Here is a 13,117-nt window from a genome sequence, read left to right on the forward strand (position 1 = left end):
TAGGACCGGGATAACGGATCGGGCCGCTCAGGAATAGAGCGAAAGGGTTTGCTTCGAGCCATGGCGTGTTTGCGCGGCAAGCAGGTTTTGCACGTGCGGCAGCATGATGCGCGCCACTTCCCGCATCACCGGCATGACGACGCTGTTGCCGAACTGCCGGTAGGCCTGTGTGTCGCTGACGGGAATCCTGAAGGTATCGGGAAAACCCATTAGCCGCGCGCATTCACGCGGCGTGAGGCGCCGCGGCCGCAACTGTTCGCCCTGGTACACGAGAATTTCCGAACCGTCCTTGTGATAACGCGCGGAGAGCGTGCGCGTGACGCTGTCGGGATACGCCATGCCGAAGCCAAAGCCGTTGCCCGCCGCGCGATGCTTCGCCGCGTAGTTTTGCAGATAGGTCCAGAGCTTGGGTGTGAGCGTGTACTTCGGCTGCACGCGTTTGGCGGCGTGGTCGAAGAAGCGATCGTGGTCCCACGGCAGCACGGGTTCGCTGCCGTCGGTGCGATGCAGGATCGAGCCCAGGCGTGGACCGCTTTGCGGCAGGCGCAGATCGTCCCAGGAGAACGAGGTCTTGCCGCGAAAGCCAACGATGATGATGCGCTCCCGATGCTGCGGGGTGAAATGCTGGCCGTCGACCACGCGGTAGTGCACTTCGTAGCCGAGTTCGTCGCGCAGGGTCTGCAGGATCACGTCGAAGGTGCGCCCCTTGTCATGCGAGAGCAGATTCTTCACGTTCTCCAGCAGGAACGCGGCGGGGCGCTTGGCCGCGATGATCCGCGCGACGTCGAAGAACAGCGTGCCTTGCGTCGTGCACTCGAATCCGTGCGGACGGCCCAGCGCGTTCTTCTTGCTCACGCCGGCAATCGAGAACGGCTGGCACGGAAAGCCGCCGAGCAGGACATCGTGGCTCGGCACCTCTTCGGCGGGAAACGACACGATGTCGCCGATCAACGCGTGTTCGCCGTCGGCCGGATAGTTTTCGCGGTAGGTCTTGGTGGAGAAATCGTTCCACTCGCTCGTGAATACACAGTCGCCGCCGTGCGCCTCGAAACCCATGCGAATGCCGCCGATGCCGGCAAACAGATCGATAAAGCGGAACTGGGCGCCGCCCGCCACTGCGCCAGACTGCGTCCGGCCGCTGCTATGCAGCAGATCGCGCAGGGCCGGTTCGAGCATGGACGGGCACGGCGTTTCGCCCTTTTCCCAGCGCCGCACCGTCTTGATGTCCTTGCCTACGTGCGCTGCGATTTCGCGTTGAGTGAAGCGGGCGCGTGCCTGTTTGAGCAGGTCGAGCGGGGCGGCGACGGTCACGGAGGTCCTTGCTGGGAATTTTTGCGGACATTATGACCTAAGGTCGTCCCTTTTTCCTATTTTTGCTGACGAAGACCGGAAATCTTCCGCAACGCAACAACGCGTTTCGCCTAAACGTGACTGTCACAGTTGAACGTGTAGGCTTGTGGTGTGACGCGAATTCCCCGCGTTGCGACGTGTTCAGGCCGCGACAGGATTCGCGGCCTTTTTTTAACAGGGGAAAATGGGCTCGGCCGGCGCAGAAGGCCGGCCATCAAGGCTTGCAGCGGGTCAGATATGGGGGTAGGCCGTCACTGCGTGTACTGGCCGGAGCGGCATGGCCGTTGTCGGCGGCAACTCGTCCAACGCCGGCTGGGCGCTGGCCTCGAATTGATCGAGTTGCAGCAGCAGGCTGTCCACGCCGCACAGTTGCGCATGGGACAGCTGGCCGGTGTCGAGCAACTGGTGCAGACGCTTGCGCCAATAGGCGGCGGGCAGAATCGGGCCGCCCAGATCGCCGAGTAAAGACGGTCGCATGACACGCCCAATATGCGCGATGTCCTGATCGATCAGCGTCGCCTGAGTTGACCCCGTCAGCGTAATGAGTGTGCGTTCCATAGCCCCTCCATGGCACCTTTACGGCAAGCTGTGGCGGGACTTTAGGGGTTTTTGAAAATATTTTTGCGGCCGGCCCGGCCCGGCAAAACCGACCGACGGCGGCTACGGGCACACCCGTTGCTGTATCGGGATACTGGCGCAACGTCGTGCCGGCATTTCAGATACTGGAGCTGATTATGAACAAGGATCAAGTCAAGGGCGTCGGCGAGCAGATCAAGGGCAAGGTCAACGAAACCGTCGGCAAGGCCACCGATAACCCGGGCAAGGAGCTTAAGGGCGATCTTCAACAAGCCGCCGGCAAGGTGCAAAAGGCCTACGGTGACGCCAAGGAAGACAGTAAGGACAAGGCAAAGCACAACGCGCCGTAATTCGGCTCGTGGTGTTGCTTGACGGGAAAGGCGCTTCGGCGCCTTTCTTGTTTTCGCCTGGGAGTAACCCGGGTTTGCCTGCGTGAACGCCCCGCGCACCGTGCGGCGCCTTTAGACTTGGCGCATCCAACCCGGAGGAGACGCGCCAATGACACCCGAAAAAGTGCTTTCGATGTTCGAGCGGCAGTACCTGCAGGGCAAAGCGCCCGTCGACCTCGAAACCACCTGTGCAAGTTTTGCCACCTGGCTGGCGGCGATGTGGGAGCAACTTGGCGACGAGCAGAAAACCATGCTGCTGACCGTCGGCGCGGTGCTGTGGCGCGAGGGCTATAACCTGAGCGCCGGCACGGCGACCAAGGATTTGTGGTGAGTTGCTTTGAGTCGCGTTGAGTTGCAGTGACGCCTGGCGCCGTCTTGTGGCTCGACGGTGGGAGTGCGCGGTGAACGGTCGCGTCGCGATGTGCCGAGTCGGTCTTGTACGCGTTGTGCCGAGTCGGTTTATATTTGGCGATCGCGCGTTCGGGTCTTTCCTGGCGGCCTGCCGGCCGAGCGCGGATTCCCGATTCCGATTTTCAGCCGAAGCTCTCACACAAGGGTTACATCATCACCATGACCGATCTCTCCGCCTTCCCGATCACGAAGAAATGGCCTGCCGAGCATCCGGACCGGATTCAGCTCTATTCGCTGCCGACGCCTAACGGCGTGAAGGTTTCGATCATGCTCGAAGAGACCGGCCTGCCCTATGAGCCGCACCTCGTTCGCTTCGATACGAACGATCAGATGTCGGCCGAGTTTATGTCGCTGAATCCGAATAACAAGATTCCGGCGATTATCGATCCGAATGGCCCTGGCGGTAAGCCGCTGCCGCTGTTCGAATCCGGCGCGATTCTGATCTACCTCGCGGACAAAGCCGGCAAATTTGTTCCGCAAGATGCCGCTGGCCGCTATGAAGCGATCCAGTGGGTGATGTTCCAGATGGGCGGCATTGGCCCGATGTTCGGTCAGTTGGGTTTCTTCCATAAGTTCGCGGGCAAGGAGTACGAAGACAAACGCCCGCGTGACCGCTACGTCGCCGAGTCAAAACGTTTGCTCGGGGTGCTGGATCGGCAGCTCCAAGGACGTGACTGGATTCTGGGCGATCAGTATTCGATCGCCGATATCGCGACCTTTCCGTGGGTGCGCAATCTGATCGGCTTCTACGAAGCAGGGGATCTGGTCGGGATCGAAGAATTTTCGAACGTGAAGCGGGTGCTGGCGGCGTTCGTCGCGCGTGGGGCAGTGGCGCGGGGATTGGAGATTCCGAAGCGGCCGGCTTGATGGATTCGGGCGAGCGGGGGGCGTAAGCGGCGACGTCGCCCGCTTGGCGCATGCACATCGAGCAATAGACCGGACGCCGCCACGATCAGCAACCGAGTGCGGACGCCTTGGTTTTTCGGGTGTGCTTGCCTGACCATGCTTAACACCACGTCGCCCCCGATCGTCTTATGCTTGCCGGATAACGAATCGGGGATCCCATGACTTACCCATACGACTTGATCTCAGGCGGGTTGTGCCTGGCTATGGCCGTTGCATGTCTTGTTGCGCTGCTTGTCGCCTGACCCTGTCGCAAAACAGGTGGCTATGCTCATCGATACGCCCAGCAAATCTGGTTTGGATTGTGCAACTGTGGGCGATGATGGCAGCAAAAAGCCCCGCAGCGGGAGGCTTTCGGGGCTTTTGTGGGCAAACTTGGGAGACGCTGGGAAGCTACTTGGTCCCCCCGACAGGAATCACATGCTCAGTATGACAGTGATCTAAAGGATGTTCTTCCTATTTTGTACCCCCATGTGTACCCTCAAGGCTTTTGGGGGTATTTCTGGCGCTCCGGACTCGTCGTCGATGGCCAAGGGCGTCTCTCATCAGCGTATTGGGCAGGAGGACTCTTACCGCGCGACAAGGAGCATCGCGACGCGGCTTTGAGCGTGATTTGGCCGCGCCATCGCACATGAAAAAAAGGGGCCGTAGCCCCTTTTTCTCTTTGCTCCAAATTGTCAATCTTCGAACTGCTTTTTCGGTAACTCCGTAGAGCCGAGCATGCCGTCACGGTACATGGCGACTACCGTCTTAAAACCAAATGCGCTTCGACTGAGATCTACCGCAGGCAGGGCTTTGCTATCTGCGGGGTCAAGACTTATCTTGAATTCTGCGGGGTCGATTTCGTCGTGGCGACCGAAATTCGGCTGAGTTTTGCCCGACGATGCAGTATTTTCGTCAGCGGATCGGGGCATGTCGGAGCCAATATTGAACCCAAATTTCCAGTTCATATGTTTTTCTCCTTACAATAAGATTCTAGCGCAGCAACGGATGCCCTGATGGGAGAGCAGTCAAAATCCATGAACCAGCCGTTGCCACAAATCTTCCACCATTCTTTCCCATGCTTTGCTTGTAGCACATCCTGTACCGTCCGGCAATTCGCCAAATCCACAGGCCGACACGGGAAAAACGGGGCCAAATCTGAGGCGCAAGTAAATGGCTCTGGATTGCCGTAGTCGTCTTCCATCGCCTTCGACAGATCCATGTCGAAGCCATATCGCGCCCACGCATAGTAGCCAAGCCAACGCTCATCTGGCCAGAAGCGACCGCCGGCCGCAAGGAGTTGAATTCGCCTGATTTTTCGACGCATGCAGAAACGAGCTATCTTCGCCGTAAGGATTGCCCCCATGTTCGGTGGCGCAGCATCATTAAAAGCGACGTCCTTTATATAGATCGCGTACCCACCGTTGTCATTGACAATCCCGATGATGTTTTGCCCTGTAATCCATGTGGGGTGACTCACGAAAAAATAAAGCCCCGGCGGCGGTTTGTCCGCGCCTTGATAGCCCCAGTTTCTCATTAGCTGCGCGTCAACAGTGCTTCCGGTCGGCGCGCCCGCGAGGTCCAGCACGTCGCTGACAGTGGGGAAGATACCCGGGTTCCCCAGCATAGCAGCTTTGGCGTTTGGCGTTAGAGCCGGAGACGTATCGAAGTTGGTCTGTTCGAATTGTGACTTCGCGGCGTTGGACGGAATTACGACCGGCATAGCGTCTTTGGTTTTTGTTGAATGTCGGGGCGTAATAATAATCCAAAAGGCTCAGCCTCCAACACCGTAACGGCGAACATACTGTACGGAAGCCCACAAATTTTTGAGGAAGCGCCAACTAGCTCGCAATGCCGACTCGCTTTTGTAGCTGGACCGTTTTATATCCACCGCCTGGCCATCCTTAACACATCGCTATCCCCGTCCGTCTTATGCTTGCCGGATAACGAATCGGGGATCTCGTGAAACGTCACTATCACCTTCTTGCCGGCGGCCTGTTTATGGCTCTGGCGTTCGCATGCTTGGCGGTGCTGCTGGCCGGATGACGAGCTGCCCGCCACCAGGTTGCAGAGCAGTGCGGCGCGCATGCTGTCGACAGGAGTCACGTCGTGCTAGATCTCATCGATTGGGACTTCGTAGCGCGTGCCACAGGCCTTGCAAACGACCGGCTCGACAGTTCCCTGTGCATCGAGTGGTACAAGCGGCTGCTCCTCGCCGTTAAGGAAACAGACCGGGCAGGGGAGATGCCCGTGCGGCCCTAGCTGGGACCAACGGTCGACAAAGTGTTGGATCTCCATGGGCGGCGCGTCGATCGCCTCAAGGTGATCTAGCAAGACGTGGAAAAGTGGAGCGTTCTGCATGTCGTCTCCATAGGCGGTATGTTTCATGTTACCCGGACGTACACGAGAACGTCAGTTCCGCCTCTTGCGGCGTCCAACCGCGCACGCCGTGCGTCTGCATGTCGACCTGATGCATCTGCTTGCCCTGACTGCTGCAGTATTCATCCGCACGCTTCAGACTGGTCGCTTTGATCTCGCCCCATGGCGTCATGCCGCCGCGGACCTGCGTGGTGACGGTGTAGCGCCCATCACCGGCTGGCGTTACCTCGGAGATAGATGTGCATGCAGCGAGCACGGTCAGCGCTGCCAGAGCTAGTTTCGTTTTCATTGTTTCCGCGAATTGTGGATATAGTTTGAACCGCTATTAAAGCCGCTGCAACGCGAGCATAGGCCGTGCCGGTGTCGGCGGATCACCTCTAGGACAATTGCGTTAAGAGGGCGGCTGCCTTTAGCATTCGCGCATGAAAAATTACCGAAACGATACATTCTTTTCGCGCTTGATTGCACCTATGCTTGGCCAACTTCGGAGCATTGCCTTGGGCACCCGTGGAGAGCAGTCCGTCGACGATTTGAAGAATGAAGCTTGGATCGCGGCGCAAGATATTCGCAGCGAGATCGGCGATGCAGTCGAACCGGAAGACGAGCGCTTACAGATGGCCGTGCTATCGAAACTGAGGAAAGCCTTCGGTAAGTTCGTGAATCGAAAAATGCGGTTCGCTGTGCAACTCGATCATGAGCGAGTCGGCGACGACGGGGAGTTTCTGTTGAACAGTGTTGCAGCCAGCCTGACGGGCCCGGAAAACTATGAGCCAGAAATTGCACTCACGTTAAGAGAAGACCTTGCCGCTCTCGAGCTCGGTTTAGCCGAGCGATTTTCTGAGGCGGTGGCCTATTTGCGTACACTGAGCCATTTCGATCACGACAAACAAGTCATCGCGAACTACCTAGCGATTCCAACGAGTACACTCGAAACTAGGCTCCGGCGGGCGGAAACAGTTGCGGCAACACAGCCGTCGGTGTTTGATGGCGTCGAATCCGTGCCTCTTGCCTTTGTGCCTCTGCCGGGCAAAGTTAGGTTAATGCCGCGGCGAAGCAAGCGCGATCGTTGGTTCATATGCCTTAATCAACGATCATCACAGTTGCGCCTGCTTTCTGCGTTCCCGGCGCTATTTCGCGGGCGCGCCTAAGACTTAGGGCGCTACGCATCAACTATCGTGGGGCACGATGGACATTGCAAAAGGAAAGCGCGTAAGCGCCGCCGAGGCAGCAGAGATCCTCGGCGTGCCGCGTTACGCGATCAGTCGGCTTGACTGTGCCCGCGAGCTCATCAAGCGGTACAAGCTCGGGCACAAGACGCACGTGTATGACCTCGATTCGCTGTACGCATTCCTTGAGGTGTCGCTAGTGAAGCCAATCCCAAAACCCTCCGTGACATCGTCTGCGTCGGCTCGAGATCCCTTGCATGACTGGAGTCCGGAAAAGAAGCCATTCAGCCTCCGTGAATTCATTGATCCACCAGGCGCTTCAAACAAGAAACGGTAGGCTTTTACGTATCAGCACCAAGGGCAGACTGCAGACTCGTTGGCAGCGCGCCGATCGCTTCCAGCTGATCCAGTAACACGTCAAACAAGGCGGGATTTAGCATTGCTGCTCAGCAGGACAGGTTCGCGTATCCTAGCACTCGTCGGCGCGATAGATCGACCGCTAGATGCGAATCTTGGCGCGCGGTAGAGCATGGGTATGCCCGGAGGTGAAATGCCAGTCGCACACTTTTATAGTCGATCACTTTTTGGCGTTTTGGGCTTTGACGTTCCAAAACAATTGGTTCATTTGGGTGAATTCGTTGGTTCTCGTTCGCCAAACATACTCGACGCAAATGCTCGTTTTTATCTTGTTCATTGCGAGAACATTGCAACAAGACTAGCCGATGTATGCTATTTCCAGCTGAGCATCGAAGGGCTGCTGGCGGCCAAAGATCACAAATACAAGTTGTCCTTACTGGTGAGGACGAACTTGGTGGCATATTTGGGCGCGGTCAAATCCTATTTGGATGCGATTGCGACTTGCATTGACGCAATCTATGGCCTCGCTCTGAAGCGGATGAACCTCGATCTTTGTCGCGATCAACTGCACGTCAAATTGGGCGAAATAGATCCGGAAGCATCTGCAAACTACGCGGCGCACTCAGAATTTTATAACCGCGTAGGACTGTGGCGAAATGCAGCTTTGCACGAAGTGTCCCCGTTAGTGATGGAGTGCGGTCCTTCATGGGCTCGACCGGGTTCGCCCGCATACGGTCAATATGGCGATCATTCGGAGGTAAGGATGGTGAACATTCCCGGATTCAGCCCGGGAGATATGGCGAGCGCTCCTGCAACCGCTATCTGGGTTAAGCCAAACTCGTTCTTTGCGGCTTGGAATCAGTCAATTGATCAACTTCTGACATTGATATGCAATGACATCATGAAGCACTGTCCCGCAGCCTAATCTGGGCGCAACATAGCCGCCGCCCGCGGCGCAATACAGCCCCGAGCTAGATGCAGCGCCCGCGCCAGCTCAGAGTTCGAACAACGACTAAGGACGTCAATGAAGCTTTCGACTTATATCGCTCAGCTTGAATCGATACTCAATGCGTATGGAGATTTGGACGTGTTCATCTCAAACCACGCCAACGGGTTGAGCGGTCAGGGACTGGTCGATCTGTTGGAGCCACCTGTACCGCAACTCACCCCTCTCGTTTTGCGTCAAGGCGATGTAGAGCGGATGTATGTGAATGAGGGGGGAAAAAAGCCGTCTCCTGAGTTGGTGTCGATCCTCGTGCCTGCTGGCTCAGGCGTGAAGTTGCTTTAACTTCGCGGTAAGCGCGCAGCAAACCTACCTTGACGGGTGGCGCTAGTTGACTATCACAGGCGGACGCCGGCGATGCGGCAGCAATGCAGAGATGTCGCTGGCCTTGTGGGTCGGCAGCCGCGTGAGGATGTCCTTCAGATAGGCGTGCGGGTCGTGGCCGTTGAGTTGGGCCGAGCGTATCAGGCTCATGATGGCGGCAGCACGTTGGCCTGCCCGTAGCGAGCCGGCGAACGACCAGTTGGCCCTTCCGATGGCCCATGGGCGGATCTGGTTTTCGACCCAATTGTTGTCTATGGGCACGTGCCCGTCGTCGAGATAGCGCGTGAGCGCTTCCCAACCTTTGAGGCTGTAGTCCAGCGCTTTCGCAATCGCTGAACCTTCCGAAACCAGCTTACACTGCGCCACCATCCATTCATAAAGTGCGTCACACACCGTTTTGGCCCGACTCTGCCGGAGTTTGCGCCGCTCTTCGGCATCCAGCACTGCAGCGTCGCGCTCGATATCATAAAGCGCAGCGAAGTACGGCATGGCCCGTCCAGCGGCGTGGCTGCTGTGATTGGCATGCAGGTCGAAGAACTTGCGCCGTGCGTGCGCAGTACATCCGATTTCAGTGATGCCCTGCTGGAATCCAGCCTTGTATCCGCCGTAGTCGTCGCACACCAGCTTGCCCTGCCAGCCGGCAAGGAAGGTGCGGGCGTGTTCGCCTGCACGGCTGTCGGCGAAGTCGTAGACCACGGCGCGCAGCTCACTGAAGTGCGTTGGCGTATACACCCACAAGTACGCCCGGTGTGTCTTCCCTTTACCTGGACCAAGCATCTGTACCGGTGTCTCATCCGCATGCACCACACCCTGCTGCAGGATTTCCTGATGGAGGGCATCAACCAGTGGCTGCAACTGTGCGCCGCACATGCCGACCCAGGCACCCAATGTCGATCGCGGTATTGCCAGACCCGCCCGCGCAAAGATCTGTTCCTGACGATACAGGGGAAGGTGGTCAGCGCATTTGGCAACCAGCACTGAGGCCAGCAGCCCGTGGTCGGGATGGCCCTTGTCGATAACGTGTGCGGGCACTGGCGCCTGAATCAGCGTTTCGCAGTTCTTGCATACCCACTTGCCACGGATATGCCGCTCAACCGTGAACACGCCCGGCGTGTAGTCCAGCTTCTCGCTGATGTCCTCACCGATGCGCACGCGCTCGCAGCCACACTGGCATACGGAGCTATCCGGCTCGTGGTGGATCTCTGTGCGCGGCAGTTGCGCTGGCAGTGATGCGCGTTTCGGTTGCTGGAGTGACTGGCCGGCTGTGGCTTGTGGCTGAAGCTGCTCGAGCTCCAGTTCAATGGCGGCCAGATCCGCGTCGATCGCTTCTTCCAGTAGGCTCATCTGCTCGCTGCTGAACTGTTCGTTGCGCCGACCGTACTGCTGGCGCTTGAGGATGGAGATCTTGTGGCTCAGCTGCTCGATAAGCGTCTGTCGATAATGCAGCTCGCATTCGTCGTCCTCGACCTCCCGCGTCTTCTCAATCTCCCGCTCTCTGTCCTGCACCTGGGCAATCAGTTGCGCGGCGAGCGTGCGCAACTGTTCCGGGCTGAGGGCGTTGAGGTCGGCGGGCAGGTTGATGTAAACCAGTCTGCCAGAACCCCGGCACCATGGAAGCGCAACAGTTAACGTCCCTGTAGGCCTCATACGACGCGAATCACACCGTTCGGGCCGATGCGCTGCCACGGCAGACCCACCACCAGACCTCCGAGCTGCTCCTGCGTGAGTGCGTGTTGCTTTGGTTCGCTACCAGCGTGAGGCCAGACGAACTGTCTCTCGTCCAGTCGTCGCTCTGCCAGCCAGATCCCGATTCCGTCGTGAACAAGCACCTTCAGGCGATTGGCCCGCCGGTTGGCAAAGAGGTAAGCATGGTGCGGACGCGCCGCGCCAAACACCGTAATCAACCGCGCCAGTGCCGTATCGAAGCCCGCACGCATGTCCAGTGGTTCGACTGCCAGCCATGCTTCATCAATGCGGATTACGCGAGCCACTCTCGCAGCCAGGTGGCGCATTGTGCTGCCTCTGATGTCGGCCAGCTAACCGTTATCGACTGGTCCGCGCGGCGCACTTCGACGCGGATCTCAGCCGGGCGCACGTTCTTCGTTTCGAGCGGGAGCGGCACGAATGCCGGCGCCACTGCCGACTGCACAGTCACATCGCCACGCGAGACGAGAAAGCGTTCGTTCCCTTCGGCCCGTTTTACCCAACGCCGGAGCAGATTTGCGTTCAGCTTGTGGTGCAACGCGATGGCCGCGAGCGATACCCCAGGCCCCTGGCAGGCTGCCACCACCTGGGCTTTGAACTCGACGCTATAGCGCCGGCGTCGGCGGCGGCCAACTGGCGCTTCTTCTTCGCTAGTGTTCACGTGTCCACCTATTTAAGTGGATACGATGCTCCCAAGACCTTCCGTGCAACTCAAGATGGGATGGCTAGGCGCTTACGTCCGCTGAGCGCGCGCGAGCTTCGGGTGCGAAGCAGTCAGCTGATGCTCGAGAAGGAGAGTTTTCTTTGTTACAGATTTGCTACGGCAATGGTAACAATCTGTAGCCGCGAAGATGAAATAGCTCCGGCAAGCCCTGAACTGTTTCCCAAGGAACGGTGCTTTGAGTCAGCCAACGCCGAGCAAATGTTTTGCTGCTGCCACGCCAGCAGGCAGCTGAGGCAATCCTATGACAACGGTAACGAGATTTGCGGACGCCGCCAGGGCGGTTACGAGTCGTTCTCCTAGGGACGATGACGTCAAAAAGTCTTTGTACTTCGGGTCGACGGCAGTGTGTCCGACGGCGGCATCCACCGCGTCCAAAATAGGCAGGGCGCCCGTTATCTTGTATTCCTCGGTACTTGTGATCAGAATGCGGAGGTATCTGGAAATGTAGATTATCAACGAGGGGTCCAGGTCCGACTTAAATACCTCTGTCAGCATTGCTTGCAATTCAAGCCGTAACTCCTCAGCTTGGTCCTGCGGAATTGTTTTGGCCTGATCTCAATTTGCGAGCAGGTCAGCTGACATACTGAGATATGTCATGGAATGTGCGTCGATAGGTCCAATAAACGAATTCCACTGCCCATTCAAATTTTGCTGCATCAAACCAGAGTTTACCTGCGAATGCCAATGCTGCCAGCTCGCAGCACGACCGGGGTAGTGCCCTTGCAATAGAGCGATTATCTGGTGCGGCAATTCCATGACCTTGCCGAGCCTCGACATGAGCAGGGCCTCTTCTTCAACGCCTAATAACTGCTGCCATGCCCGACGGCATGGCTTGTCAACCGGGATATTCTTCCCAGCGACCAAGATGTTGAGCAACCAGGATGCGGGGTTGTCGTAGGTTAAATCCACGAGTGAGGAGCTGACACGAAGGCTAAGTTGATTGCGGCGGGCGTAAGCTTTGGCGTAGGTCGTTCGCTGAAGCCTCATGCGCGCTGGCGAAAGCGCTGGTGCATCAAGTGTATTACCAGAAGCCCGGGACGTACCCTTGACGCATCACGATGAAAGACGTCGGATCGGTCATGAAAACGCTGACGCTGCCAGCTTTCCACGCAACATGTCCCTTTCTGGGGCTTGACAATGGTTGCCCGAACATCTCGGTGAAGCGATCGCGGAAGAGCGAATCAGAGATTTTTACAGGGTACGAAGCGTTGAACAAAATGTGCGTGATCCGGCGCTTTTTGTCCGTCTCGTCAAAGTAGTAGACGATGTGGTTAAAGAGCGGATCTTGGTTCTTGAGGACGACGTAATCGTTTCCGTCTTCGATGGCAGTCTTGTCGACCGCGCCTCCTGGATATGCGTCGCTAAGTGAATCGATCGAATCTCCCACCTTAACTTTTCCGAGTCCAAGCGGATAGGGTGAACGATCCGTTAGGAGATGCGCTTGCTCGTAATCGCGCAGCTTTGCATTCGCATCGTCAGTCGCCTTTTGCGCGGCGCGTACCTCGCTTGCCGCTTTGTCCGCACTCCCGCGGATTGCACGGGCCGCGGCCTCCGATGCAGCTTGAACTTCCGAAGCTGCTTGGTCTGCCATAGCTTGCAATTGCTGCGCTACGCCGGCCTTCGCCTCTTGAGCCACCCGTTCGGGTAGCACCAATTTCTCGTAGACTCCGCCGGTGACGACGACCGTTGCCACGATCACACTGGACAAAATCCAAAGTGGACTGTCTTTTAATTCTTTCCACGAACTCATTGCGATTCCCCGGCGGATATCGGAGTTGCTTTTAGTTTTTCGCGCTTGCTTTGGCGTAACTACGCCAAAATTACGCCAAATATTTGTTAATCGCCCGTC

17 protein-coding genes are annotated in these 13,117 nt (G+C 57.6%); 7 read left to right on the plus strand and 10 right to left on the minus strand.

Features of this window, described 5'->3' with window-relative positions:
* Positions 1-27: 27 nt before the first annotated feature.
* Complete coding sequence (gene dcm, locus AC57B6_RS04655) at positions 28-1,311, minus strand: DNA (cytosine-5-)-methyltransferase (protein ID WP_178368848.1); 1,284 nt, start codon at positions 1,309-1,311, stop codon at positions 28-30.
* 270 nt (positions 1,312-1,581) lie between these two features.
* Positions 1,582-1,908 (minus strand): hypothetical protein, encoded by a 327-nt coding sequence (locus tag AC57B6_RS04660; protein ID WP_030103177.1) that lies wholly within the window; start codon positions 1,906-1,908, stop codon positions 1,582-1,584.
* 176 nt (positions 1,909-2,084) lie between these two features.
* On the opposite strand from AC57B6_RS04660, the gene AC57B6_RS04665 reads away from it, so the two are divergent.
* From AC57B6_RS04665 to AC57B6_RS04675, 3 genes are all read left to right on the plus strand, one after another.
* On the plus strand, positions 2,085-2,276 hold the full coding sequence (locus AC57B6_RS04665) for a CsbD family protein (protein WP_028196819.1): 192 nt from the start codon (positions 2,085-2,087) through the stop codon (positions 2,274-2,276).
* Between the two features lie 148 nt (positions 2,277-2,424).
* Entirely contained in the window at positions 2,425-2,646 is a 222-nt protein-coding gene (locus AC57B6_RS04670; RefSeq protein WP_030103176.1) for a hypothetical protein, read from the plus strand.
* A gap of 239 nt (positions 2,647-2,885) precedes the next feature.
* The gene (locus tag AC57B6_RS04675; RefSeq protein WP_144194692.1) at positions 2,886-3,593 is read left to right on the plus strand and encodes a glutathione S-transferase N-terminal domain-containing protein; all 708 of its coding nucleotides are present in this window, start codon (positions 2,886-2,888) and stop codon (positions 3,591-3,593) included.
* A 713-nt stretch (positions 3,594-4,306) separates the two neighbouring features.
* Here AC57B6_RS04675 and AC57B6_RS04680 read toward each other — a convergent pair.
* The 3 genes from AC57B6_RS04680 to AC57B6_RS04690 all read right to left on the minus strand — a co-directional run bounded on the left by AC57B6_RS04680 (position 4,307) and on the right by AC57B6_RS04690 (position 6,279).
* Positions 4,307-4,579, minus strand: a complete 273-nt coding sequence (locus tag AC57B6_RS04680; protein WP_496420767.1) for a hypothetical protein — start codon at positions 4,577-4,579, stop codon at positions 4,307-4,309.
* Positions 4,576-5,334 (minus strand): hypothetical protein, encoded by a 759-nt coding sequence (locus tag AC57B6_RS04685; protein ID WP_496420768.1) that lies wholly within the window; start codon positions 5,332-5,334, stop codon positions 4,576-4,578. The genes AC57B6_RS04680 and AC57B6_RS04685 overlap by 4 nt, the downstream gene beginning before the upstream one ends.
* A 666-nt stretch (positions 5,335-6,000) precedes the next feature.
* Positions 6,001-6,279 carry a hypothetical protein gene (locus AC57B6_RS04690; RefSeq protein WP_028196826.1) on the minus strand — a complete coding sequence of 93 codons (279 nt, stop codon included), beginning with the start codon at positions 6,277-6,279 and terminating at the stop codon, positions 6,001-6,003.
* A gap of 133 nt (positions 6,280-6,412) precedes the next feature.
* Between AC57B6_RS04690 and AC57B6_RS04695 the strand changes: the two genes are divergently transcribed.
* From AC57B6_RS04695 to AC57B6_RS04710, 4 genes are all read left to right on the plus strand, one after another.
* Positions 6,413-7,138 carry a hypothetical protein gene (locus AC57B6_RS04695; protein WP_042275043.1) on the plus strand — a complete coding sequence of 242 codons (726 nt, stop codon included), beginning with the start codon at positions 6,413-6,415 and terminating at the stop codon, positions 7,136-7,138.
* A 37-nt stretch (positions 7,139-7,175) separates the two neighbouring features.
* On the plus strand, positions 7,176-7,493 hold the full coding sequence (locus AC57B6_RS04700) for a hypothetical protein (protein WP_496420769.1): 318 nt from the start codon (positions 7,176-7,178) through the stop codon (positions 7,491-7,493).
* Between the two features lie 213 nt (positions 7,494-7,706).
* On the plus strand, positions 7,707-8,438 hold the full coding sequence (locus tag AC57B6_RS04705; RefSeq protein WP_102857315.1) for a hypothetical protein: 732 nt from the start codon (positions 7,707-7,709) through the stop codon (positions 8,436-8,438).
* Between the two features lie 99 nt (positions 8,439-8,537).
* The gene (locus AC57B6_RS04710) at positions 8,538-8,801 is read left to right on the plus strand and encodes a hypothetical protein (protein WP_028196828.1); all 264 of its coding nucleotides are present in this window, start codon (positions 8,538-8,540) and stop codon (positions 8,799-8,801) included.
* A 42-nt stretch (positions 8,802-8,843) separates the two neighbouring features.
* On the opposite strand, the gene tnpC is transcribed toward AC57B6_RS04710, so the two are convergent.
* From tnpC to AC57B6_RS04735, 5 genes are all read right to left on the minus strand, one after another.
* Positions 8,844-10,421, minus strand: coding sequence for an IS66 family transposase (tnpC, locus tag AC57B6_RS04715; protein ID WP_028196829.1), 1,578 nt, complete (start codon positions 10,419-10,421; stop codon positions 8,844-8,846).
* Between the two features lie 62 nt (positions 10,422-10,483).
* The gene (gene tnpB / locus AC57B6_RS04720; protein WP_162181292.1) at positions 10,484-10,831 is read right to left on the minus strand and encodes an IS66 family insertion sequence element accessory protein TnpB; all 348 of its coding nucleotides are present in this window, start codon (positions 10,829-10,831) and stop codon (positions 10,484-10,486) included.
* Positions 10,819-11,205: an IS66-like element accessory protein TnpA gene (gene tnpA, locus AC57B6_RS04725; RefSeq protein ID WP_028196831.1), complete on the minus strand. Its 387-nt coding sequence runs from the start codon at positions 11,203-11,205 to the stop codon at positions 10,819-10,821. The genes tnpB and tnpA overlap by 13 nt, the downstream gene beginning before the upstream one ends.
* Before the next feature lie 618 nt (positions 11,206-11,823).
* On the minus strand, positions 11,824-12,177 hold the full coding sequence (locus AC57B6_RS04730; RefSeq protein ID WP_127837900.1) for a hypothetical protein: 354 nt from the start codon (positions 12,175-12,177) through the stop codon (positions 11,824-11,826).
* Between the two features lie 112 nt (positions 12,178-12,289).
* Positions 12,290-13,018 (minus strand): hypothetical protein, encoded by a 729-nt coding sequence (locus AC57B6_RS04735; protein ID WP_127837901.1) that lies wholly within the window; start codon positions 13,016-13,018, stop codon positions 12,290-12,292.
* Positions 13,019-13,117 lie beyond the last annotated feature (99 nt).

It is taken from the genome of Paraburkholderia sp. BGA-UO-ETr-F12 (assembly GCF_059567945.1).